Origin of the sequence: Pseudomonas sp. IC_126 (genome assembly GCF_004331835.1) — a bacterium.
Lineage (GTDB): Bacteria > Pseudomonadota > Gammaproteobacteria > Pseudomonadales > Pseudomonadaceae > Stutzerimonas.
Genome location: NZ_SJSS01000007.1, coordinates 22,278 through 45,151 on the forward strand (window position 1 = coordinate 22,278; position 22,874 = coordinate 45,151).

Consider the following 22,874-nt stretch of genomic DNA (forward strand, 5'->3'; position numbering starts at 1 on the left):
GTGTATGGATGGCAATCATGGGTGGTCCCTGCTGAGGCGATTGCCCAGCCTCACCAGTTGGCAAAAGCAAGTCAAGCAAGGCTTTGCGACAGATTCTTGCGTAACTGCGCTACCGCCTGAGTCAAGACGCGAAGAAGGGATTGAAAACAGCCGAAACCGCTTCGGCACCTGCCTGATCATCCAAGTGCAGATGGTGCCCGCCGGGCAATCGATGCAACGTGAACGGCAAGGAATCGCATAACTCAAGCGTTTCGGGCCGGGTCATCAGCCCCTGCTCCGCCAGGATCAGGCTGGCCGGACAGGCCACCCGCTGAGCGAATGCCAGCGCGTGCGCACGCGTCAAGCGCATTGGGGACGGCAGCATGAGCCGGGCATCAGTACGCCAGGTATAGCCACCCGGAACCGGCATCAACCCCCGCAGGGCAAGGCGCTCGGCCGCCTCCAGGCTGACCGCTCCGACACCTTTCATGCGCGCCGCGACAGCCTGTTCGAAAGTGGCATAGACCGGTTTGCGTTTCTCATCGACGGAGAGCAGCGCCTGCAACGATTCGCCGAGCTTCTGCGGCGCGGTGTCGGCCTCACCAGTAAAGGGGATCACCCCATCGATCAATGCCAGACGCTCGATTCGATCGGGCATGGCGCCGGCCAATAGCACCGACACAATCGCCCCCATCGAATGACCCAACAGGGAGAACTGCTGCCAGCCGAATTGCTCGGCAGTCTGCAGCACGTCGTGAGCGTAATCCCAGATGTTGTAGGCGGCACCGACCGGACGATGATCGGAATGACCATGTCCCGGCAAGTCCAGCGCGACGATACGGACGCCGTTCAGCAACGGCGCCAGACGGGAAAAGGTAGCGGCATTATCCAGCCAGCCGTGCAACGCAATGACTGGCCGACCATCCTCTGGACCGTAGAGATGCGCCGCGACTTCGATATGCGGTAGGCTCAGGCGAATCTCTTCAAACACGACAGTCATGCGGCACCTCTTCTGTTCAGATTGCTCCAGCGACTGAACAATTGTTTGAGCAAAGCCGCCGTATCGCTCGGATATTCGAGCGGAAACATGTGCCCACCGGGCAAGGTATGCGACTCGCCATGCGCAACCAGCCGAAGCAGATACGCATGATGCGGCAGCACCACCCGGCTTTGGCTACCGCGCACCACGGCAAGCGGAATCTTCAGAGCATGCGGCCAGCCAGGCGTAACATGCGGCACGCTGCGGTAGATACGGATTTCTGTTTCGGGGTCGAAGCGCAAACGCAGCCCATCAGCGGTTGGCTCCAGTCCATGCTCGACGTAGGCGTCCAGGCACTCTGGATCGAATGCACGAAACAACGTCTTGCTGGCGAAATATTCCCGCGCTTCATTCACGCACCTGAACGCCTCGCGGCGGCCGATGGTACGACCCGCTGGAGTGAGCCGATCAATGAAGCCGAAACGCTTCGCCACCCAGATCAGGGTCTGATCGAACCAGGTCGTCATCGGCGAATCGAGCATGACAACCCCGCGGTAAAGCTCGGGACGTTGCAAGGCGGCGTGATAATGCAGCATGCCGCCCAGCGAATGACCCACGCCCCAGACCGGCTCGTTCAGCGCCGTGAGCTGTTCGATGAGTTCCTGCACCAGGTTCTGCCAATTGTCATCCACCGGAAAGCGCGGATCATGACCGTGCTGGTCAAGATGAGTAACGGTGTACTCCGGCGCCAAGGCGCCGAACAGCTTGCGATAGGTGCCCGAAGGAAAACCGTTGGCGTGCGCGAAGAAGATGCGTTGCGTCATGGGCTCGATGCAATAAGTGAAAGACAGCTATTTTCTGGTCGCCTTCCCCTTACGGCAAACGGCCTGAGCGGCAGAACTCAAGGCGGTCCTGCCAAACAAGGCATTTATGACGCTTCTGAGGGCCGAGGGCTCTTCTCACCCACCGGCACGACAGCTACGGTCAGCCGGGAAATGCAGCTGAGCTTGCCGTCATCGCCACTCAGACGGATATCCCAGACGTGGCTGGAACGCCCCAGGTGAACGGGACGGCAGACCGCCGTGACGCGACCGCTGCGCAGCGCGCGGATGTGGTTGGCGTTGACTTCGAGGCCAACGCAATAGAATCGGCTCGGATCGATGCACTGGAAGCTGGCCATGGAGCCCACGGTTTCGGCGAGTACTACCGAGGCGCCGCCATGCAGCAAACCAAAGGGCTGATGGGTTCGTGAATCGACCACCATGCTCGCGGTAAGGGACTGGTCGTCGACCGCTTCGAAACGAATGTCGAGCAGTTCGACGATGGTGTTCTGGCGGTTTGCATTGAATTGATCGAGGTCGGGGGGACGATGCCAAATGCTCAAGTGACGCTCTCCGTGGTTTTTTATTCGAGATATTCAGGGGTGACGTAGCGTGCAAACGCCTTGGTTCATTCGGGATGCCGTAGCCCGGCAAGGCGCATCGAGCCCGTCGCAAGATGATCACCTTCCAACTCGGCCAGACTGGCCGTGGCCATGGACAGCGGCGCATCGCGATGGCCACTGACCAGCCAACCGCCCAATACACCAACGAAGGGCTGGTGAGTCACGAGCAATAAATGCTGCTCGATACGACGGTCGAGATAGAGCATGGCATCCTTCGGGTCGGACTCCGGCGTCAGCCAGGGTACCGTTTCGACCGCTCCAGTAAAACCAAGCGTCTGACGGACAATCTCGGCAGTTTGCTGGGCTCGCTGGTACGGACTGACGAGGATGGCCTGAAGAGGTTGTCCCTGCAAATGACTGGCAGCATGCTCCACTTCAAGTTGGCCGGCCCCAGTCAGATTGCGCTCCGCATCGGTACGGGCTCTGGGCTCGGCCTCGCCGTGGCGCAGGAGCCACAGCTTCATGGCTGCGGCTCCTGCTTCGGAGCCTCGGGCGCGACAGGCGATGCCGTTTCAATGTCAGCGGGACGCGGCTTGGGCCAATCCGACATCGGCCACGGCTTGCGATCGGTGTTGAACGTGCCGAAGCGACCTATTTGTGCCACGTATTGGCTGAGACTGTCACCCAACTCTTGCAGGCTCACGTTGACCTTACCGTTTACCGCCCGCAGGACCAGCTGCGCCACCACGATAACCAGCAGCACCAGCTCGGCCACTTGCCAGACAAAAAAGAAAAGCAGCATCCAGATTGCGCGCAAGATCAGCGACTCACGCTCCGCGCTGCGTTGTGGTGTGTTCATCCATACCTCCGGTGTCGTTGTCAGAAGCCATCAGTGGAGATGAAATCCACGTCGGTCTTCGGCTCGCCGCGCATCAGCAGCTCGATTACCTGTTCCAGCGTACGCCCCTCGAACAGAATGGCATGCAGCCCCGTGACCAGCGGCATGTACACCTGCAGCTCCTCGGCCTTGGTCTTCAATACCTTGATGGTGTTGACCCCCTCGGCAACCTCACCCAGTCGTGACACCGCCTCGTCTAGGCTCAAGCCCTCACCAAGCGCATGACCCACCTGAAAATTGCGGCTTTTCGACGAGGTGCAAGTAACGATCAGATCCCCGACACCCGCCAACCCCAGAAACGTCATGGGATTGGCTCCCAGCCTGACGGCAAAGCGCGTCATCTCGGCGAGCGCACGCGTGATCAGCATGCTACGTGTGTTCTCACCCATGCCGAGCGCGGCGGCCATACCGGCCATGATCGCGTAAACATTTTTCAGCGCGCCCCCGAGCTCGACACCGAATCGATCGGCACTGGCATAGACGCGGAATGTCCGCCCGTGCAAAGCCTGCTGCACGCATCGGCAGAGGTCCTCGTCGTGGCTAGCCACCACGGTCGCGGTCAGCGCATGCTCGGCCACTTCGCGAGCGAGATTCGGACCCGAGATCACACCGATTCGGGCCTGGGGAGCGATTTCTTCCAAGATCTGGCTCATCAGCATGAAGCCATTCGTCTCGATGCCCTTGGTCGTGCTGACCAGCATCTTGCCCGACAGCTGAGCGGCGAACGGCGTTAGCGCCTGGCGTAGCGCGCTGGACGGGAGCGCCACGAAGACCAGCGAGCAATCCGCCAGCGTCTGCCCCAGATCAGTAACCGGACAGACCTGAGAAAGGATCGTCACGCCTTTGAGGTATCGAGGGTTCTGGCGCTGCGTGCGAATGCACTCGGCCTGTTCGGCATCGCGCATCCACAGGCGCACGCCGTGACCATTCTCGGCCAGTAGATTCGCAATAGCGGTACCGAAGCTACCGCCGCCAAGCACCGCAATGGGTTGCTGTTCAGTCATGGGGTATCCGTTTTGAGCCACCCGGTGGCAGTGCCGGCATTATACGTAGCCGTCAGCGCGCAGCCAGTGCAAAGCCCATCGTCATTCGAATCATCAGGTTGCAGTTTCCAGCGATATATTGAGCCGACAGAAGCCGCTTTATTCGGCTAGCTCTCGCTATCGTCATGACACTTTGTTCATCGGTCCATAACGGACAGAACGTCACATGGTCGTTGTCATAGATCAGGAGTGTTAAAGTATCGGCCCGTTTCTACCATGGTCTTCCTACGAGTTGGTCGAAACGAGCGGTATCCTTGGGCTGTGACTTTCAGCGCAGGGTGACAGTCTATGACTAGTCTTTATGATCGGACTCTTCAATCTCGAGTCAGATAAAAAGCAGCAAGCCCTCCATAAAGGGACCATTGAGGAATACGCATGACCAAACAACAGGCCTTTACTCGGGAAGATCTGCTCCGTTGCAGCCGCGGCGAGCTTTTCGGGCCCGGTAATGCGCAACTGCCCGCGCCGAACATGCTGATGGTCGATCGCATCGTTCATATCAGCGAAGTGGGCGGCAAGTACGGCAAGGGCGAGTTGGTCGCCGAGCTGGATATCAACCCTGATCTCTGGTTCTTTGCCTGTCATTTCGAAGGCGATCCGGTCATGCCTGGCTGCCTGGGCCTCGACGCCATGTGGCAGCTGGTCGGCTTTTACCTTGGATGGCAGGGCAACCCCGGCCGTGGTCGTGCGCTGGGTTCTGGCGAAGTGAAGTTCTTCGGCCAGGTCCTTCCGACCGCCAAGAAGGTCACCTATAACATTCATATCAAGCGCACCATCAGTCGCTCGCTGATCCTCGGCATCGCCGACGGCACCGTCAGCGTGGATGGTCGCGAGATCTACAGTGCCGAAGGTTTGCGCGTCGGCCTGTTTACCTCTACCGATAGCTTTTGAAGGACTTCCGCATGCGTCGCGTCGTGATCACCGGCCTGGGTATCGTTTCCTGCCTCGGCAATGACAAAGACACCGTTTCCGCCAACCTGCGCGCCAGCCGCCCTGGCATTCGTTTCAATCAGGCCTATGCGGACATGGGTCTGCGCAGCCAGGTCTCGGGTTCAGTCGATCTGAACCTTGAAGAGCTGATCGACCGCAAGGTCCTGCGCTTCATGGGCGATGCGGCGGCTTATGCCTATCTGGCCATGCAACAGGCATTGGAAGACTCCGGCCTCAGCGCCGATGACATTTCCAATCCGCGCATCGGTCTGATCGCCGGCTCTGGTGGCGCTTCGACCATCAACCAGATGGAAGCCATCGACATCCTGCGCGACAAGGGCGTCAAGCGCATCGGCCCATATCGGGTGCCACGCACCATGAGCAGCACGGTTTCCGCCTGCCTGGCTACGCCGTTCCGCATCAAGGGCATCAACTATTCCATCGCTTCGGCCTGCGCCACCAGCGCGCATTGCATCGGCCATGCCATGGAGCAGATCCAGATGGGCAAGCAGGACGTGGTCTTCGCCGGTGGCGGTGAAGAAGAGCACTACAGCCAGAGCTGCCTGTTCGACGCCATGGGCGCCCTCTCCAGCCAGTACAACGACACGCCGGAAAAGGCCTCACGCGCCTATGATTCCAAGCGCGACGGTTTCGTCATTGCCGGCGGCGGCGGCATGGTGGTGGTCGAGGAGCTGGAGCACGCGCTCAAGCGCGGCGCCAAGATCTACGCGGAAATCGTCGGCTACGGCGCCACGTCCGACGGCTATGACATGGTCGCCCCCAGTGGCGAAGGCGCGCTGCGCTGCATGCAGCAGGCGATGGCCACGGTCGACGGCCCGGTCGACTATCTCAACACCCACGGCACTTCCACCCCGGTGGGCGACGTGGCCGAGGCCAAGGCCGTGCGCAACATGTTCGGTGACAAGATCCCGGCCATCAGCTCAACCAAGAGTCTGTCCGGCCATTCGCTGGGCGCCGCCGGCGTCCACGAAGCGATCTACTGCATGCTGATGATGCAGGGCAACTTCATCGCCGGCTCGGCCAACATCGACGAGCTGGACCCGGAAGTCGCCGACCTGCCGATCGTTCGCGAAACCCGCGAGAACGCTCAGTTCGACACCGTGATGAGCAACAGCTTCGGCTTCGGTGGCACCAACGCCACCCTGGTGCTCAAGCGCTGGAAAGGCTGATCGTCCGAACAGCCGCAGTAATGAAAACGCCCCGATCAGCAAGCTGATCGGGGCGTTTTCGTTTGCACTTCAAAGTTTCAAGCTGAAGTAAATCGCAGGACGGTTCAACTCAAGCCTTCGTCCGTCACTGCGACTGTATCGCCATGAGCCATACAGGACGCCGCTGTAAACAGCACGTCAGTGGATGAATTCAGCGCAGTTTCAGCCGAATCCTGCACCACACCGATGATGAATCCGACCGCAACCACCTGCATGGCCATATCGTTGGATATTCCGAACAGACTGCAAGCTAGCGGAATCAACAACAGCGAGCCGCCAGCCACGCCGGAAGCACCGCAAGCGCAGATAGAGGCGAGCAGACTGAGCAGAATGGCGGTAGGAATATCTACAACGACACCCAGCGTATTGACTGCGGCGAGGGTCAGCACCGTGATGGTGATGGCTGCCCCACCCATGTTGATGGTCGCGCCCAGCGGAATCGACACCGAGTAGGTGTCCTTATGCAACCCGAGACGTTCGCACAGCTGCATGTTGACTGGGATATTCGCCGCCGAACTGCGCGTGAAGAACGCAGTGATGCCACTTTCACGCAGACAGGTGAAGACCAGCGGATAGGGATTCTTGCGAATCTGCCAGAACACGATCAACGGATTCACCACCAGCGCCATGAACAGCATGCTGCCAACCAGAACCAGTAGCAGTTTCAGGTAACCAGTCAGCGTCGAGAACCCGGACTCGGCAAGTGTTCCGGCTACCAGACCGAAGATGCCCAGCGGCGCAAAGCGGATCACCACCTTGACGATCAGCGTCACACCTTCCGACATATCGGTTATCAGGTCACGCGTGCTGTCACGAGCATAGCGGAAGGCGAATCCAAGGCCTATGGCCCAGGCCAGAATGCCGATGAAGTTCCCTTCGATAAGTGCCCGTACCGGGTTGTCTACTACGTTGAACATCAACGTTTGCAGCACCGCGCCAACGCCCGAGGGCGGCACCACATCGTTCGCCTGGCTGGTCAATATCAGAGTCGTTGGAAACAGTGCGCTGGCTGTCACCGCTACCACAGCGGCGCTCAAGGTACCCAAGGCATAGAGAATCAGAATCGGCCGAATATGCGTCGGCTGTCCGCGTTTATGGTTGGCCAGCGACGCTGTCACCAGCACAAACACCAGGATCGGGGCGACAGCCTTCAACCCAGACACGAACAGATCACCCAGCAAGCTGACCGACTTTGCCGCTTGCGGAAACAACCAGGCCAGCAGACAACCGGCGATAAGCCCGACAACGATCTGCGTCACCAGACTGACGCGGTTATAAGCTCTGAAAAGACGGGTTGAAAGGTTGGACATCACAGAGTCTCGGCGTAAGAGGCTGGAGCGAACCCAAGGCTTTCCCGGCACTGGAGCAGGCGAAGGTTCGAATAAAAACGCCGAATAGTACGCATCCTACGCCCATATGCCCAGCATTGAGACGAACCGAGGGCTGCCACGGAATTGGTTGCGGTACAGCGACGCCCCGGCGGGCGGGGCGTCGCGACTCCGTCAAATCCGGAAACGCGCAACCATCTCGTTCAATCGGATCGCCAAATGCGACAGCTCCTGGCTCGCTGCGCTGGTCTGATTGGCGCCCGCCGAGGACTGCAATGACAGGTCACGGATATTGACCAGATTACGGTCGACCTCACGTGCCACCTGGGCCTGCTGCTCCGAAGCGCTGGCTATGACCAGATTGCGCTCGCTGATCTGGCTGATGGCCTTGGTGATGTCCTCAAGCGCCTCACCTGCAGTGCGAGCGACGTCGAGCGTGCTGCGTGCTCGTTCGTTACTGGCCTGCATGGCTTGAACGGCCTTATCGGTGCCCTGATGCACGTCACCGATCATCTGCTCGATCTCTTGAGTGGACTGCTGAGTACGATGCGCCAGCGCCCTTACTTCATCCGCAACGACGGCAAACCCGCGCCCAGCCTCGCCAGCACGTGCCGCTTCGATGGCGGCGTTGAGCGCCAGCAAGTTGGTCTGCTCGGCGATCGAACGGATCACATCCAGCACCTTGCTGATGTCTCGAACCTGGCCTGCCAGTTGCTCGACCTGGCTGGCCGTGGTGGTGACATCAGCCGCCAGCATACCGATGGATTCAACTGTTTTGATCACCTGTCCACGGCCATGCTGCGCAGTCTTGTCCGACTCACGCGAGGCTTCTGAAGTGACCACCGCATTGCGGGCGACCTCGTCCACTGCCGCAGTCATTTCATTCACAGCAGTAGCGGCCTGCTCGATCTCGTGATTCTGCTGATGCAGACCGCGAGTTGAGTCTTCGGTCACGGTGTTGAGCTCTTCCGCCGCTGAAGCGAGCTGATTGGACGAATCGGAAATACCTTGAATGGTGTTACGCAAGCTTGCCTGCATCGCCTTGAGTGCAGCCAGCAGGCGCGCCGGCTCATCGTTGCCTTCGATAAGGAAATCTCGAGTGAGATCACCCGAGGCGACGGCTTCAGCCACCTCGACAGCTTGCCTCAAAGGCCGAACGATACTTCGGGTAAACAGAACAGCCAGCGCCACGGTGACCAGCGCAGCCATGACAATGGTGATGATCACCCAGTTGAAGGCCGTTTCGTACGCAGCAAGCGCGCGGTCTGCAGCGCGCCCCGCCTCTTTCTCATTGATCTGCTGAAGGTCGGTTAAAGCCTTGGTCATTGCATCGGCGTGGGCATTGATAGAGCCGTTCATGACCTGCAGGGCTTGTTCCCGCTCGCGCTTGCTTGCGTAATCGACCACCTTCACCTGCTCAACCATATAAAGGCTTCGAGCCGCCTTGAACCGTTGATAAGCGGATTTCTCTTCCTCTGTGGTTAACAGCCGCTCATAGTCGGCCTGCATCGAACGAACATCACCGGAGAGCTTGTCGAGTGTCTGCCGTGTCGCGCTAAGCGCTTCGCTGCTGTCTAGCGTGACCATCCGAATGGTGAGTGCACGCGTGCGTTGCATGCCGATATCAAGACCACCCAAACTGATGAGGCTCGGCAGCCAGACCTGATCCACTTGGCTGGATTCCTTGCGCATATCAGCCATCTGCTTCAATGCAAACAGGCCAAGCGCCAAAACCATGAAACCAATCAGGCCGAAGCCAATGGCCGAGCGGATGGAGATATTCAAACGTCGAATGGACATGGGGGCTCACTACTCCAAAGGAAGCGCTGCAGCATCGCAGCGGTTACCTCGGTATCGGAGCCCGACCGATAAGCTTGAAAAATTGACGTCAGAAAAACACGTTTCATGGAAAGAACGCGACCGGCGGTTGCTACCGCAGCGTTCTATTCATCAAATTCGCCTCGGCTCTTACTCCACAGCTCAGCGAACCTCAGCCTGCCGCTTGCGAGGCAGCACATCAAGGAAGTTGTCACGTGCAACCTTGTGAGCAATCGACTCGGGTAACGCATCGAGAAACGGGTCGAATGCATGCATCCCCTCACCCAGATTGTCGAACCGCCCGACCACGTCGGAACCCAGCATAAAACGCGTGGGGTGGCGCCCGACCAATTCCAGCCAGTCCCTGTCTGGCTGACCAGACTCATCCACGAGATAGGGATTGAGCATCGTCCAGGAGAGATCGATGTAAAGGTTTGGATAGTCATTCAGCAACCGCGTGACCGTCTCCAAAAGAAAATCGAGCTTTTCCTGATGACGGTGCAGCTCCATGCTCGTCCCCGCGTGCGCCCAAATGAAGCGGGTATGGGGGTGATTACGCAGCGCCTCTTCCAGCTCACCCAGATACAGCGGGTTACGCTCACGCTTGGAGGTGATGTTCGAATGCAGCATCACGGGCAGATCGTATTCGGCGGCCAGATGATAGACACGCGTCAGCGCTTCATTGTTGGCGCGAGGTGTATCGCCTTCGGTCAAGGCAGTGACGTCGTCGTGCCGCGTGAATATTTCTCCCAACCCCTGCCAGAGGCCCGGATCGAGTTCGAGCATCCGCCGGATATGCGCATCGGCATTCTTGTCGTTGGGATTGAAACCCGAGAGAAACGGATGGAAACGGCGTCGCTGCTCGTCGCTCAGCTCTTTCAGGGCCGCGGCAACTACCACATCGGTCGCGCTGTACCAATAAACCGGCGCATCGTCGCCAGCATAGTAACGAGGCCGCTTGGGTTCGTTTTCGTGCCACTTTTTGGCAACGGGGATGCCGCTGATCATCACATGGTCGATATCACCGGCGTCCATGGCCTCGAGCAACTTTGCCATGCCGTCGCTTTCCTGGAAGAAATCAACGAAATGCAGATGCGAGTCGCTGTAGCGATAGTCCCGCGCTTGAACCGGTGCGATCAAGGCGACCAGACACATCGCGACAAAACAGTTTCGTAAGTTGAACAACCAATGACCTCCTGACAGCCAAGCGGATAGACCGCCTTACCGCGTGGCGGTTCAGTAGCCGAATGCGGTTTGGCTCGGGTGTCGGTCATGCGCTGGGGATCGGCCAGCCCACTTATGGCGCGGAGAGTGTCCGAAAAAGCAGCTACAGGCCTGAACGCAAAAGGCCCGTCAATGACGGGCCTTCCAGACGCCTATATGTAACTTAGGCTGAAAGCTCAACCAGCAGCTTATTCAACCGTTGCACATAGCTGGCTGGGTCCTTGAGGCTGTCACCAGCGGCCAGCGCGGCTTGATCGAAGAGAATGTGCGACAGGTCGGCGAAGCGATCCTCGTCCGGCTCTGCGTCCAGCTTCTCGATCAATGGATGCTGCGGGTTAATCTCGAAGATCGGCTTGGACTCCGGCACCTTCTGCCCGCTGGCCTCGAGAATCTGGCGCATCTGCAGCCCCAGATCCTGCTCGCCAATCGCGAGAATCGCTGGCGAGTCGGTCAGACGGTGCGATACACGTACCTCAGCAACGGCATCACCTAGCGCGCACTTGAGACGTTCGACCAGCCCCTCCTTCGCTTTGGCGACTTCTTCCTGAGCCTTCTTGTCCTCCTCCGAGTCCAGCTTGCCCAGATCGAGATCGCCTCGAGCAACATCTACGAACTGCTTGCCATCGAATTCGGTGAGGTAGCTCGTCAGCCACTCGTCGATACGATCAGTGAGCAGCAGCACTTCGATGCCCTTCTTGCGGAAGACTTCCAGATGCGGGCTGCTCTTAACCTGAGCGTAGGATTCACCGGTCAGGAAGTAGACCTTGTCCTGCCCTTCCTTCACGCGACCCAGGTAGTCGGCCAGCGACACGCTTTGCTCACCGGAAGCATCCTGGGTCGAAGCGAAGCGCAGGAGTCCTGCAATCTTCTCCTTGTTGGCGAAGTCTTCCGCTGGACCTTCTTTGAGCACTTGGCCGAACTGTTTCCAGAAGTTCTTGTAGTCCTCCGGCTTGTCCTTGGCCAACTTATCGAGCATGTCCAGGACGCGCTTGGTCAGCGCCGATTTCATCGAGTCGATGACCGGGTCCTTCTGCAGGATTTCCCGCGAAACGTTCAGCGATAGATCGTTGGAGTCGACCACACCTTTAATGAAACGCAGGTACAGCGGCAGGAACTCATCGGCCTGATCCATGATGAACACGCGCTGTACGTAAAGCTTGAGCCCCTTGGGTGCCTCGCGCTGATACAGATCGAACGGCGCGCGGCCCGGTACGTAGAGCAACGAGGTGTATTCCAGTTTCCCCTCGACCTTGTTGTGGCTCCAGGCCAGCGGATTCTCGAAATCGTGGCCGACGTGCTTGTAGAACTCCTGGTATTCCTCGTCCTTCACCTCGGTGCGTGGACGAGTCCAGAGCGCGCTGGCGCGGTTGACGGTTTCCCACTCGGGCTCGGCCGGCTTGTCCTCCTCCTCGCCATGCAGTTCTTTGGGCAGTTCGATGGGCAGCGCAATGTGGTCGGAGTATTTCTTGATGATGTTGCGCAGGCGCCAGCCATCGGCGAACTCTTCTTCGCCCGACTTGAGGTGCAGAACGATACGGGTTCCGCGCTCGGCTTTTTCGATGGTGGCGACCTCGAAATCACCCTCCCCCTTCGACGACCAGTACACGCCTTCCTCGGCAGGCGTGCCAGCGCGGCGGCTGAACACCTCGACCTGATCGGCAACGATGAATGCAGAATAGAAACCCACCCCGAACTGACCGATCAGGTGCGAATCCTTTTTCTGATCGCCCGTGAGGTGCTTCATGAAATCTGCGGTACCGGACTTGGCAATGGTGCCCAGATGGGTGATGACGTCATCGCGATTCATGCCGATGCCGTTATCCTCGAGGGTAACGGTCTTGGCATCCTTGTCGAACGTGACGCGGATCTTCAGGTCGGCACCACCTTCGAGCAGCTCCGGCTTGGCCAGCGCTTCGAAACGCAGTTTGTCGGCGGCATCGGACGCGTTGGAAATCAGCTCGCGAAGGAAGATTTCCTTGTTCGAGTACAGCGAATGGATCATCAGGTGAAGCAGTTGCTTCACCTCGGTCTGGAAGCCCAGGGTTTCTTTGTTTTGAGTTTCCACACTCATCGTCTTGCAAACTCCACATCGTCAATGGCAGGGACCGCAATTGCGGCAATGACAAGCAGATGGGGGCTGGGTGAGGAAAATCAAGTGCGTCGAGCGGCATCCTCTACTTCAGTTCGAAGCCGGAACCGCCAGACAGATGCCGGCGATCCGATGCTACGGCTCAAGCAGTTCGAGCAGGACGATATCGTCCGGCGCAAGATTGTAGATAGCCTCTCCAGGCCCTTCCAGAATCCGCCGAATTGCCAAATTTCCGTCTCGATCGACACCGACGAAGCGCCCTTCGGCCACCCCGCCGCGTTCCGTATGTGCCCGCATCTGAAGATGTTCATAGCGCGCCGGATTACGCAGTAACCGCTCGAGGGACAACCGCTGTCGGCGATCGGTGCGAGGCAATGGTGTGCTGTCCGTAAGCACTTCCGATCGGATTGCCTCCACCTTGGGTTGTGTTTCGACTTCTAAAGGCAGAGGTGGATAATCATCGTTTTCGACCGCCCAGCCTCGTTCATCCTTACGAACATTCAGCTCGAAACGGTCGGTCGTCCCCTTCACCTCTGCTTGCACAGAGATAACCAGAGCCGAGGCCGGAAAGCTGACGGGCGCTAGCAATTCGATGGTTACGGCGGGCGTCTGGAAACGTCTCTGCAGGTAATCCTTGGCCAGATAAGTGAGCGTATCGGTCGAGTCGTGAGTCAGATCGACCTGACCCGAGCGATAACGAAGCTCATCCGTGAAAAGCTCGACATGGCCGCTGATACTGGTGCGGTAGTACGCTGGCAGAACCAGGTGAAAGCCGCCGGCCAACCTGTTCGGTGGCACCGGTTGCAGATCGAGATGCAGGGTGTAGCCGCTCTTGATCGTACGCGCTTCTGGCAACACCTGCTCCGGACGCATCCAGTTGATCTCGATTTCGGGCATCGGATTGGCATCCTGGGGCAGCACATCGACCTGCAGCGCGCCCGTCGGAGCGGCACCCAGGCGAATGATGATCTCCTGCAACGCGAATAGACCATCGCCCTCCCGCAGCGTCAGCACGCCATCCATGAGCGTGCCAGAGCGGGGATTGAACGGGCGCCCATCAAGCTGGCCACGCAGTTGGATGGCCAGGTCATGGCTCTGCGCGTGTTCGTCCGGCTCAAGCCATTTGAGGCTGGCAATCGCCGCGACTCGTTCCGGCTCATGATTGGCGAGCAGTGTGAACCCGACAACCAGAGGTATGAATCCCAGCCCTGAGAGGCCGATAGCCTTTCGAGCGACGCTCCAGTATCGAATCACGTAGAGCAGAGTAATCGGCGGAAGCAGGCTTCCAACACCCCACAGCAAGCCCGTTTCAAAGGCCAGAACGATCAACCAGACGATACCCGCTACTATCAGCAGCAGCCCGCCCAGTATCAGCAACGCATCCATTCAACACCCTTCATACATCTGTAGTGGCAACCGCCAGACGTATCAGGGCTCGTTGACCTTGAAGTGACAACGTGCAGTGGCTATTGGCTCGGCCTGATTCGTTTGCCAGGCTGTCACGGCGACGTTGGCTACCCGACGCCCCTGACGCCAGACCTGGCATGCGGCAAAGGTGTCACGATAGTGACCGGCCCGAAGATAATCTATCGAGAAGTCGATGATTTTGGGCAAATGTGGCGCGCCCATGAACATCAACAGATGGAGCATCGCTGCATGCTCCATGAAGCCTGCAATCACACCACCGTGGATAGCCGGAAGCGTGGGATTACCGATGTTGTCCAGGTTCTTTGGCAGCCGGAATACCATCTCATCGCCCAACCGCAAACACTCGATGCCGATGAGCTTGGCATACGGCACCATTTGCAGCAGCGCATCGTAATTGTTGCTGGCGTGAGCTTCGCTGACCAATGCATCAAGATCCAGACGGCTCATCGAGGCACCTCCGGCGCCGGAACCGGGGCGTTCGTACCCATGCGCATAAATGCCCCGACGACGTGTGCGATCGGCTCATTGATATTGCGCTGGTAGGCCACCCCGCGCGTGAAGATTACCGTCGGTGTGACCCGATAGCATTCCGCGAAGCCGAACACATCATGATTCGGTTCCGCCGGGTGCATGTAATCGATGCGCAGGTCGAGCGTCGGACAGATTTCCAGTTCGGGTAGCGAACACGCCGTGGAGATACCGCAGGTCGTGTCCATGAGTGTAGTGATCGCCCCGCCGTGAACACGCCCGCTTTCAGGATCGCTGACGATCTTTTCGCTGTACGGTAGGCGCAGTGTGAGCCCTTTGGCATCGGCATGTTCGACGCTCATGCCGAGGACTTGGCAGTGACGTAAAAATGAAAGGAAGCGTTGGGTGCGCTCCAGTATCAGGCTATCGCTCATGCGAACTCTCGAATGGAAAAAAGCCGAGCATATTAACCGGGTCGGTCGTGGCGCTCTATTCCTTGGGAAGCTCGGCAGGCAAGGTTGGCGTAAATACCATCACCTTCAGCACGTCGGAATGAAATTCGCGCCGATAGAGGATCAACACGACTCCAGCCGTCACACCCATGAAGAACCAGGGATGGATGAACCACGCCAGCGTGGCCATGCCGAAATAATACGCACGCAGCCCGAAGTTGAACTGGTTGGCCGCCATCGAAATAACCCGGGCGGAGCGCTCGGCAAATGATTTGCGCTCCTGGTCGCTGACGTTGCGCTCACCGGCCATGGGCGCCGAAGCGACCAGCACAGCGGCAAAATTGTACTGCCGCATGCACCAGCTGAAGGTAAAAAAGGCGTAGACGAAGACGACACCCAGTGAGAGCAGTTTGATTTCGGAAAGCCCTCGGCTCACTGGTTGCGCGAACGGCAAATCAGCCAGCAGCGAAACCGCTCTGTCCGAAGCGCCCAGCGCGGTGAGGATGCCCGCCAGGATAATCAGCGTACTGGATGCGAAGAAGCTGGCATTGCGCTCCAGATTGCCGATCACGTTCGCATCGGCGATTCGGTTGTCACGCATAAGCATGCGCTGCATCCAGTCCTGACGGTAAAGATGCAGTACCGAGGCCAGGCAAGCCGTATCCCTGGCTCGCCAACTGGCGTACCGGGTATACCCGGCCCAACAGAGGATGAACCAGACCACGGCAATCAGGTGCGGCAGCAGATGACTCGGAATAGACATAACGCCTCCAAACACTCGCGCCTGATTATAGCCAGCCAATACCGACGCCTCGGCTCCCAGGCTTGCAGTCCCAGGGGCGCTCGCTAACGCTGGGCGGTCCGAGCGGTACCGAGCAGCCGATCGATCACAAATGCTATCGCCAGAGTGACCAGCACCGGCACCAGCCAACCCATGCTCTGCGCCGCCAGCGGCAACATGGTGAACATATCGGGAACCAGATTCGTGAAGCCGGCAGCCGAAAGACCATCCGCAACGCCGAAAACAAGGGTCACGGCCATCACCGGAACGAAAACACGGCTCGGCGAGACCCAGCAACGGTCAAGCAGACTCAGCGCAACCAGCATGATCGCAAGCGGATAGAGTCCGACCAGCACCGGCACGGAAACGCTGATCAGCTGAGTCAGCCCCTGGTTCGACACCAACAGGCTAAACAGAGTGAACACGACCACCACCACCCGGTAACTGACCGGAAGGAGACCGCTGAAATATTCGCCGCAGGCAGTTGTCAGTCCGACCGCAGTGGTCAGACACGCCAGGGTTATCACCACGGCCAACAACAAGCTGCCCGTAGTACCGAATGTGTGCTGCACGTAACTAGTGAGGATCTGCACACCGTTCTGTGCGTCGCCTGCGATGCCCTGGCTAGTCGCGCCAAGATAGAAAAGCGCCAGATAAACAAGCGAGAGCCCAACCGCTGCAATGGCTCCGGCAATCACCGAGTAGCGCGTTACCAGCGCGGGCTCCGTCACACCTCGGTCGCGAATGGCGGTGGCGATAACGATGCCGAACACCAGCGCACCCAACGTATCCATCGTCAGGTACCCTTCGAGAAAGCCCTTGAGTAATGGGCCGTTGCGGTAGCTCTCAGCTGTGGTGCCGATTTCACCGGCTGGCGCGAAAAGAGCTGCCCCCCCGAGAACCAGCAAAGCCGCAAGCAGCACCGGCGTAATGAATTTACCGACCCGATCAACCAGCTGACCGGGATTCAGTACGAGAAACAGCGTCGCAGCAAAGAACAACGCGGTGTAAACGAACAGCGGTATGGCCGAGTTTCCGGTGAACGGCGCCACGCCCATTTCGAAGGACACCACCGCTGTGCGCGGCGTCGCGAACAGCGGGCCGATGGCCAGATATACGGCAACGGCTAGCAGCGTTCCGGCGCCCCGCCCCAGTGGCGCGGTTAGCCTGTCCATACCGCCGCCAACGCGCGCCAGCGCAATTACGGTGAGCAGCGGCAACCCAACACCGGTCAACAAGAAACCCATCGCGGCGGGCCAGATGGAATGCCCGGCAGCCATACCGGCGCTTGGTGGAAAGATGATATTGCCAGCGCCGAGGAAGAGCGCGAATGTCATGAATCCAAGGGCCAGCAGATCCAGGCCTTTCAATCGAGTCATCGTTTATTACCACTGCAGGAGGTTCTGGTTCGAAGGACGCACCCAGGCGCATCCGTCTCGGCAAGCGGACAGTATTCGTCGAGCCACGCGAGAAAAAAGGACGCACCTTAATGGAATTCCCGCTCTAGAGCGAGACTTTGCCAATTTTCGACGATGTTGCGCTAACAAAGCCAACCACTTCGCCCCGAGGCGACGGCACATAAAAAGCTGAGCATTACGAAATCGGGAAAGCGCCCCGGCAGTTCACGCCCTCCACATGCCACGTAATTCAGCCCTCTACGATCCGATCAGAAAACGGTTTCCGCTGAAAACCGCTAATGCCGTTCAGTTAAGCGATGCAGCTAACGCTCCATGCTGCGCTTTGTTAGCCAGCTGACTAAGAGAGTCAGCTGCACCAGCTGCAATTGCAGGACTCTGGAAACCAAAAATGCCAGTCAGACAGGCTGACTGGCATCTCGTGTCGCAGGTCAGAAATCAGCCTTGCTTGACTTCCCAACCGGTCAGTTCTGCAAGCGCCTTGCCGATATCGGCAAGCGAACGAACAGTCTTGACTCCGGCATCCTGCAGCGCAGCGAACTTCTCGTCAGCGGTACCCTTGCCACCAGAGATGATCGCACCGGCATGGCCCATGCGCTTACCGGCGGGAGCCGTCACACCGGCAATGTAGGAAACGACCGGCTTGGTGACGTTCGCCTTGATGTAGGCTGCGGCTTCTTCCTCGGCGGAGCCACCGATTTCACCGATCATCACGATCGCTTCGGTCTGCGGGTCTTCTTGGAACAGCTTGAGGATGTCGATGAAGGTCGAACCTGGAATCGGGTCGCCACCGATGCCGACGCAGGTGGACTGACCGAAACCGGCGTCAGTGGTCTGCTTGACCGCTTCGTAAGTCAGGGTGCCGGAACGTGAAACGATACCGACCTTACCAGGCAAATGAATATGACCTGGCTGGATACCGATCTTGCACTCACCCGGAGTAATTACGCCGGGGCAGTTCGGGCCAATCAGACGCACACCCAGCTCATCGCACTTGATCTTCACTTCAAGCATATCGAGGGTCGGGATGCCTTCGGTGATGCAAACGATCAGCTTGATGCCGCCAAACGCAGCCTCCAGAATCGAATCCTTGCAGAATGGCGCCGGTACATAGATGACGGACGCCTCGGCACCAGTCGCCTGCACCGCTTCCTTGACGGTATTGAATACCGGGAGGCCGAGGTGGGTAGTGCCGCCCTTGCCCGGCGTCACGCCGCCAACCATCTTGGTTCCGTACTCGATGGCCTGCTCGGAGTGGAAGGTGCCCTGCGAGCCGGTAAAGCCCTGGCAGATGACCTTGGTGTCTTTATTGATCAGGACGCTCATTATTTGCCCTCCGCGGCTTTGACGACTTGAATGGCCGCATCGGTCAGGCTGGTTGCACCGATGATGTTCAGACCACTTTCACCCAGCATCTTGGCGCCAAGTGCGGCATTGTTGCCTTCCAGGCGAACGACCACCGGCACCTTCACGCCGACTTCCTTGACCGCACCGATGATGCCTTCGGCGATCATGTCGCAGCGGACGATGCCACCGAAGATGTTGACCAGAACAGCGGCAACGTTTTCGTCGGAAAGAATGATCTTGAATGCCTCGGTAACACGCTCTTCGGTAGCGCCGCCGCCCACGTCGAGGAAGTTGGCTGGCTTGCCGCCGTGCAGGTTGACGATGTCCATGGTGCCCATCGCCAGACCTGCGCCGTTGACCATGCAGCCAATGTTACCGTCCAGCGCTACGTAGTTCAGCTCCCACTTGGCCGCGTGAGCTTCGCGCGGGTCATCCTGAGAGGGATCCTGCATGCCGCGCAGCTTCGGCTGGCGGTAGATGGCGTTGCTGTCGATGTTCAGCTTGGCATCCAGGCAGTGCAGGTTGCCGTCTTTTTTGATGACCAGCGGGTTGACTTCCAGCAGCGCCAGGTCGTAATCGACGAAAAGCTTGCCCAGGCCCACGAAGATGTGCACGAACTGCTTGACCTGATCGCCTTTCAGGCCCAGCTGGAACGCCAGCTCGCGGCCCTGGAACGGCTGAGCACCAACCAGCGGATCAATCGTGGCCTTGAGGATTTTTTCAGGGGTATCGTGAGCGACCTTTTCGATGTCCACGCCACCTTCAGTGGACGCCATGAACACGATGCGGCGGGTGGCGCGATCGACCACGGCGCCCAGATAGAGCTCCTTGTCGATGTCGGTGCAGGCTTCGACGAGAATCTTGCTGACCGGCTGGCCGTTGGCGTCGGTCTGGTAGGTCACCAGACGCTTGTCCAGCCACTGCTCGGCGAATGCACGGGCTTCGTCCTTGCTGCGTACCAGCTTGACACCACCCGCTTTGCCGCGGCCACCAGCATGTACCTGGGCCTTGACCACCCACTCGGTGCCACCGATATGGTCACAGGCTTCCGCCGCTTCCTTCGGGCTATCGACTGCGTAGCCTTTGGAAACTGGCAATCCGTACTCAGCAAACAGTTGCTTACCCTGATATTCGTGAAGATTCATCTTAGCTACCGTTCGGTTTGATGTGCATCAGACGTTGCATGTATGCCGCGTCGCCTCAAGTCGCTGAAAACTATCGAGAACACCTTTCAGAGACCTGTCATACCTTGCGTGAAGGTATCGACGGATTGCGCTGTGCCGATGGAACAATGCAATCCGTCTTTTTACCGCGGCGCTATCAGCGCTTTTTGCGGTTGGCAATGTGGATGGCGTGGCCATTCACCGCCAATGCTGCTTCGTGCAGTGCTTCGGACATGGTCGGATGCGAGAACACCATCATGCCCAGATCTTCGGCACTGGTGCCGAACTCCATACCGATTGCGCCCTGCTGAACCAGTTCCGCCGCAGCCGGACCCATCACATGCACGCCGAGTACACGGTCGGTCTTGGCATCAGCGATCACCTTGACCAGGCCAGCGGTGTCGTTGGCAGCCATTGCACGGCCGCTCGCAGCGAACGGGAAGGTACCGACGTTGATTTCCACGCCCTCGCCTTTCAGCGCCTGCTCGGTCTTGCCGACCCATGCGATTTCCGGATGGGTATAGATGACCGAGGGAACCAGGTCGTAGTTCATTTGCGACTTGTGTCCGGCGATGCGCTCGGCAACCATCACGCCCTCTTCCGAGGCCTTGTGGGCGAGCATGGCGCCACGCACCACGTCACCAATCGCATAAACGCCGGGAACGCTGGTGGCGCAATAGTCGTCGACGAAAATGAAGCCACGCTCGTCCATGTCGACGCCGGCATCGGCAGCCAGCAGATCGGTGGTGACTGGACGACGGCCAACCGCAACGATCAACTTGTCGAAGGTCTGCTGCTGCTCGCCCTCGGCATTAGTGAAGTTGACAGTGACCTGATCGCCTTTCACTTCGGAACCAGTGACGCGCGCGCCCAGCAGGATTTTCAGACCCTGCTTGCTCAGAACCTTGAAAGCTTCCTTGGAGATCTGCTCGTCAGCGGCCGGCAGGAACTTGTCCATCGCTTCCAGCACGGTGACTTCAGCGCCCAGACGAGCCCATACCGAACCCAGCTCCAGGCCGATCACGCCGGCACCGATGACGCCCAACTTGGCCGGGACACTCTGGAAGTCCAGCGCACCAGTGGAATCGACAATGGTGTTCTGGTCAACAGGTGCGGGCGGAATGTCCACCGGCTTGGAGCCCGAGGCCAAAATGACGTTCTCGGCCGCCAGCGTTTCGGTACTACCGTCGAGCTTGGTGACTTCGACCTGCTTGCCGCTGAGCAGCTTGCCATGGCCTTCAAAAACGGTGACACCATTGGCTTTCAACAGCCCCGCAACGCCGCCGGTGAGGTTCTTAACGATCTGGTCCTTGCGGGCCACCATGGTCGGAACGTCCATCTTGACGTCGCCAGTGCTGATACCGTGAACCTTGAAGCTCTCGTGGGCCTCATGGAACTTGTAGGAACTGTCCAGCAGCGCCTTGGAAGGAATGCAACCCACGTTCAGGCAGGTGCCGCCCAGTGCGGTTTTGCCTTCCTTGCCCTGATATTTTTCGATGCAGGCGGTCTTCAGACCCAACTGAGCGGCGCGAATCGCTGCTACATAACCGCCGGGGCCGGCCCCGATGACGACGACGTCGAATTTCTGGCTCATTACGAATCCTCTTTAAGCAAAGCTACAAGCTGCAAGCTACAGATCGAACGGGCTGCTATCACTAGCAGCTCGCGATCTGCAGCCTGCGGCTGCTATTAGATGTCCAGCAGCAAACGGGCCGGATCTTCCAGCAGGTTCTTGATGGTCACCAGGAAGCTGACCGCTTCCTTACCGTCGATCAGGCGATGATCGTAGGACAGCGCCAGATACATCATCGGACGGATGACTACCTGACCATTGATGGCCATCGGCCGCTGCAGGATGTTGTGCATACCCAGGATGGCGGCCTGCGGCGGATTGACGATAGGCGTCGACATCATCGAACCGAACGTACCACCGTTAGTGATGGTGAAGGTGCCGCCAGTCATTTCGTCGATCGACAGCTTGCCGTCGCGGGCCTTCTTGCCGAAGGTGGCGATGCCGCTTTCGACTTCAGCCAGGTTCATCAGTTCGGCATTACGCAGGACCGGCACGACTAGACCACGATCGCTGGAGACGGCCACGCCAATGTCTTGATAGCCGTGGTAAACGATGTCGGTGCCGTCGATCGAAGCGTTGACTGCCGGGAAGCGCTTCAGCGCCTCGACAGACGCCTTGACGAAGAAGGACATGAAGCCCAGGCGCACGCCGTTGTGGGTCTTCTCGAACAGATCCTTGTACTTCGAACGCAGGGCCATGATTTCGGTCATGTCGACTTCGTTGAAGGTGGTCAGCATCGCCATGTTCGACTGTGCTTCGACCAGACGCTCGGCAACCTTGGCGCGCAGGCGAGTCATCGGGACGCGCTTCTCGGTGCGATCACCGGCAGCAGTAACGACGGGCGCGGTAGCAGCTGCACCGGGCTTGGCGGCAGCGGCGGGTGCGGACTTCTTGGCTTCGATGGCAGCAACCAGATCTTCCTTGGTGACGCGACCGTCTTTGCCAGTGCCCTTGACGCTGTTGGGATCGATGCCATTTTCTTCGGCGAGCTTGCGCGCGGCCGGGGCGAGGATGGCATCTTCACCGCCCGCGGCAGGTGCCGGCGCAGCAGCAGGGGCAGCGGCCTGAGCCGGGGCTGCAGCAGGCGAAGACGCGGCGGCGGTAGCGCCAGCATCCAGCTTGCCGAGCAGCTCGCCGCTCAGTACGGTGTCGCCCTCATTCTTGACGATTTCGCTCAGTACGCCATCCGCTTCGGCCAGTACTTCCATCACGACCTTGTCGGTCTCGATGTCGACGATCAGTTCGTCGCGCTTGACTGCATCGCCCGGCTGCTTGTGCCAGGTAGCAACGGTGCCGTCAGCAACCGATTCAGGAAATTGAGGGGCTTTGATCTCGATAGCCATTAG

At 58.9% G+C, this 22,874-nt stretch carries 21 protein-coding genes; 2 read left to right on the plus strand and 19 right to left on the minus strand.

What is annotated here, in order from left to right:
- Positions 1-121 precede the first annotated feature (121 nt).
- The 6 genes from E0D86_RS18550 to E0D86_RS18575 all read right to left on the minus strand — a co-directional run bounded on the left by E0D86_RS18550 (position 122) and on the right by E0D86_RS18575 (position 4,244).
- Entirely contained in the window at positions 122-979 is an 858-nt protein-coding gene (locus E0D86_RS18550; protein ID WP_131651527.1) for an alpha/beta hydrolase, read from the minus strand.
- Complete coding sequence (locus tag E0D86_RS18555; RefSeq protein ID WP_131651528.1) at positions 976-1,782, minus strand: alpha/beta fold hydrolase; 807 nt, start codon at positions 1,780-1,782, stop codon at positions 976-978. Before E0D86_RS18555 ends, E0D86_RS18550 begins: the two co-directional genes overlap by 4 nt.
- Positions 1,783-1,886: 104 nt before the next feature.
- On the minus strand, positions 1,887-2,342 hold the full coding sequence (locus tag E0D86_RS18560; RefSeq protein WP_131651529.1) for a hotdog fold thioesterase: 456 nt from the start codon (positions 2,340-2,342) through the stop codon (positions 1,887-1,889).
- A 65-nt stretch (positions 2,343-2,407) separates the two neighbouring features.
- On the minus strand, positions 2,408-2,866 hold the full coding sequence (gene sixA, locus E0D86_RS18565) for a phosphohistidine phosphatase SixA (RefSeq protein WP_131651530.1): 459 nt from the start codon (positions 2,864-2,866) through the stop codon (positions 2,408-2,410).
- Positions 2,863-3,201: a DUF4389 domain-containing protein gene (locus tag E0D86_RS18570; protein ID WP_131651531.1), complete on the minus strand. Its 339-nt coding sequence runs from the start codon at positions 3,199-3,201 to the stop codon at positions 2,863-2,865. Before E0D86_RS18570 ends, sixA begins: the two co-directional genes overlap by 4 nt.
- A gap of 20 nt (positions 3,202-3,221) precedes the next feature.
- A complete protein-coding gene (locus E0D86_RS18575; RefSeq protein ID WP_131651532.1) occupies positions 3,222-4,244 on the minus strand; it encodes an NAD(P)H-dependent glycerol-3-phosphate dehydrogenase in 1,023 nt (340 codons plus the stop codon).
- 414 nt (positions 4,245-4,658) lie between these two features.
- Here E0D86_RS18575 and fabA point away from each other — a divergent pair, with 414 nt between their 5' ends.
- Positions 4,659-5,174, plus strand: a complete 516-nt coding sequence (gene fabA / locus E0D86_RS18580) for a 3-hydroxyacyl-[acyl-carrier-protein] dehydratase FabA (protein WP_045161538.1) — start codon at positions 4,659-4,661, stop codon at positions 5,172-5,174.
- An 11-nt stretch (positions 5,175-5,185) separates the two neighbouring features.
- The gene (fabB, locus tag E0D86_RS18585; RefSeq protein ID WP_131651533.1) at positions 5,186-6,403 is read left to right on the plus strand and encodes a beta-ketoacyl-ACP synthase I; all 1,218 of its coding nucleotides are present in this window, start codon (positions 5,186-5,188) and stop codon (positions 6,401-6,403) included.
- A 104-nt stretch (positions 6,404-6,507) separates the two neighbouring features.
- Here the strand turns inward: fabB and sstT are convergent, their stop codons facing one another.
- From sstT to odhB, 13 genes are all read right to left on the minus strand, one after another.
- Positions 6,508-7,752: a serine/threonine transporter SstT gene (gene sstT, locus E0D86_RS18590; protein ID WP_131651534.1), complete on the minus strand. Its 1,245-nt coding sequence runs from the start codon at positions 7,750-7,752 to the stop codon at positions 6,508-6,510.
- 192 nt (positions 7,753-7,944) lie between these two features.
- Positions 7,945-9,570, minus strand: a complete 1,626-nt coding sequence (locus tag E0D86_RS18595; RefSeq protein ID WP_131651535.1) for a methyl-accepting chemotaxis protein — start codon at positions 9,568-9,570, stop codon at positions 7,945-7,947.
- Between the two features lie 180 nt (positions 9,571-9,750).
- Entirely contained in the window at positions 9,751-10,743 is a 993-nt protein-coding gene (locus E0D86_RS18600; RefSeq protein WP_131651704.1) for an amidohydrolase family protein, read from the minus strand.
- A 232-nt stretch (positions 10,744-10,975) separates the two neighbouring features.
- Complete coding sequence (gene htpG / locus E0D86_RS18605; RefSeq protein WP_131651536.1) at positions 10,976-12,883, minus strand: molecular chaperone HtpG; 1,908 nt, start codon at positions 12,881-12,883, stop codon at positions 10,976-10,978.
- A gap of 153 nt (positions 12,884-13,036) precedes the next feature.
- A complete protein-coding gene (locus E0D86_RS18610; RefSeq protein WP_131651537.1) occupies positions 13,037-14,287 on the minus strand; it encodes an MFS transporter in 1,251 nt (416 codons plus the stop codon).
- Between the two features lie 42 nt (positions 14,288-14,329).
- Complete coding sequence (locus E0D86_RS18615; RefSeq protein ID WP_131651538.1) at positions 14,330-14,776, minus strand: PaaI family thioesterase; 447 nt, start codon at positions 14,774-14,776, stop codon at positions 14,330-14,332.
- Positions 14,773-15,231, minus strand: a complete 459-nt coding sequence (locus E0D86_RS18620; protein ID WP_131651539.1) for a PaaI family thioesterase — start codon at positions 15,229-15,231, stop codon at positions 14,773-14,775. Before E0D86_RS18620 ends, E0D86_RS18615 begins: the two co-directional genes overlap by 4 nt.
- 55 nt (positions 15,232-15,286) lie before the next feature.
- Positions 15,287-16,012 (minus strand): DUF599 domain-containing protein, encoded by a 726-nt coding sequence (locus E0D86_RS18625; RefSeq protein WP_131651540.1) that lies wholly within the window; start codon positions 16,010-16,012, stop codon positions 15,287-15,289.
- 83 nt (positions 16,013-16,095) lie between these two features.
- Positions 16,096-17,409 carry a branched-chain amino acid transport system II carrier protein gene (gene brnQ / locus E0D86_RS18630; protein WP_131651541.1) on the minus strand — a complete coding sequence of 438 codons (1,314 nt, stop codon included), beginning with the start codon at positions 17,407-17,409 and terminating at the stop codon, positions 16,096-16,098.
- 474 nt (positions 17,410-17,883) lie between these two features.
- Complete coding sequence (sucD, locus tag E0D86_RS18635; RefSeq protein WP_131651542.1) at positions 17,884-18,771, minus strand: succinate--CoA ligase subunit alpha; 888 nt, start codon at positions 18,769-18,771, stop codon at positions 17,884-17,886.
- Positions 18,771-19,937, minus strand: a complete 1,167-nt coding sequence (gene sucC / locus E0D86_RS18640) for an ADP-forming succinate--CoA ligase subunit beta (RefSeq protein ID WP_131651543.1) — start codon at positions 19,935-19,937, stop codon at positions 18,771-18,773. The genes sucD and sucC overlap by 1 nt, the downstream gene beginning before the upstream one ends.
- Positions 19,938-20,112: 175 nt before the next feature.
- On the minus strand, positions 20,113-21,549 hold the full coding sequence (gene lpdA / locus E0D86_RS18645) for a dihydrolipoyl dehydrogenase (RefSeq protein ID WP_131651544.1): 1,437 nt from the start codon (positions 21,547-21,549) through the stop codon (positions 20,113-20,115).
- 95 nt (positions 21,550-21,644) lie between these two features.
- Positions 21,645-22,871 carry a 2-oxoglutarate dehydrogenase complex dihydrolipoyllysine-residue succinyltransferase gene (gene odhB, locus E0D86_RS18650; protein ID WP_131651545.1) on the minus strand — a complete coding sequence of 409 codons (1,227 nt, stop codon included), beginning with the start codon at positions 22,869-22,871 and terminating at the stop codon, positions 21,645-21,647.
- Positions 22,872-22,874: the final 3 nt, after the last annotated feature.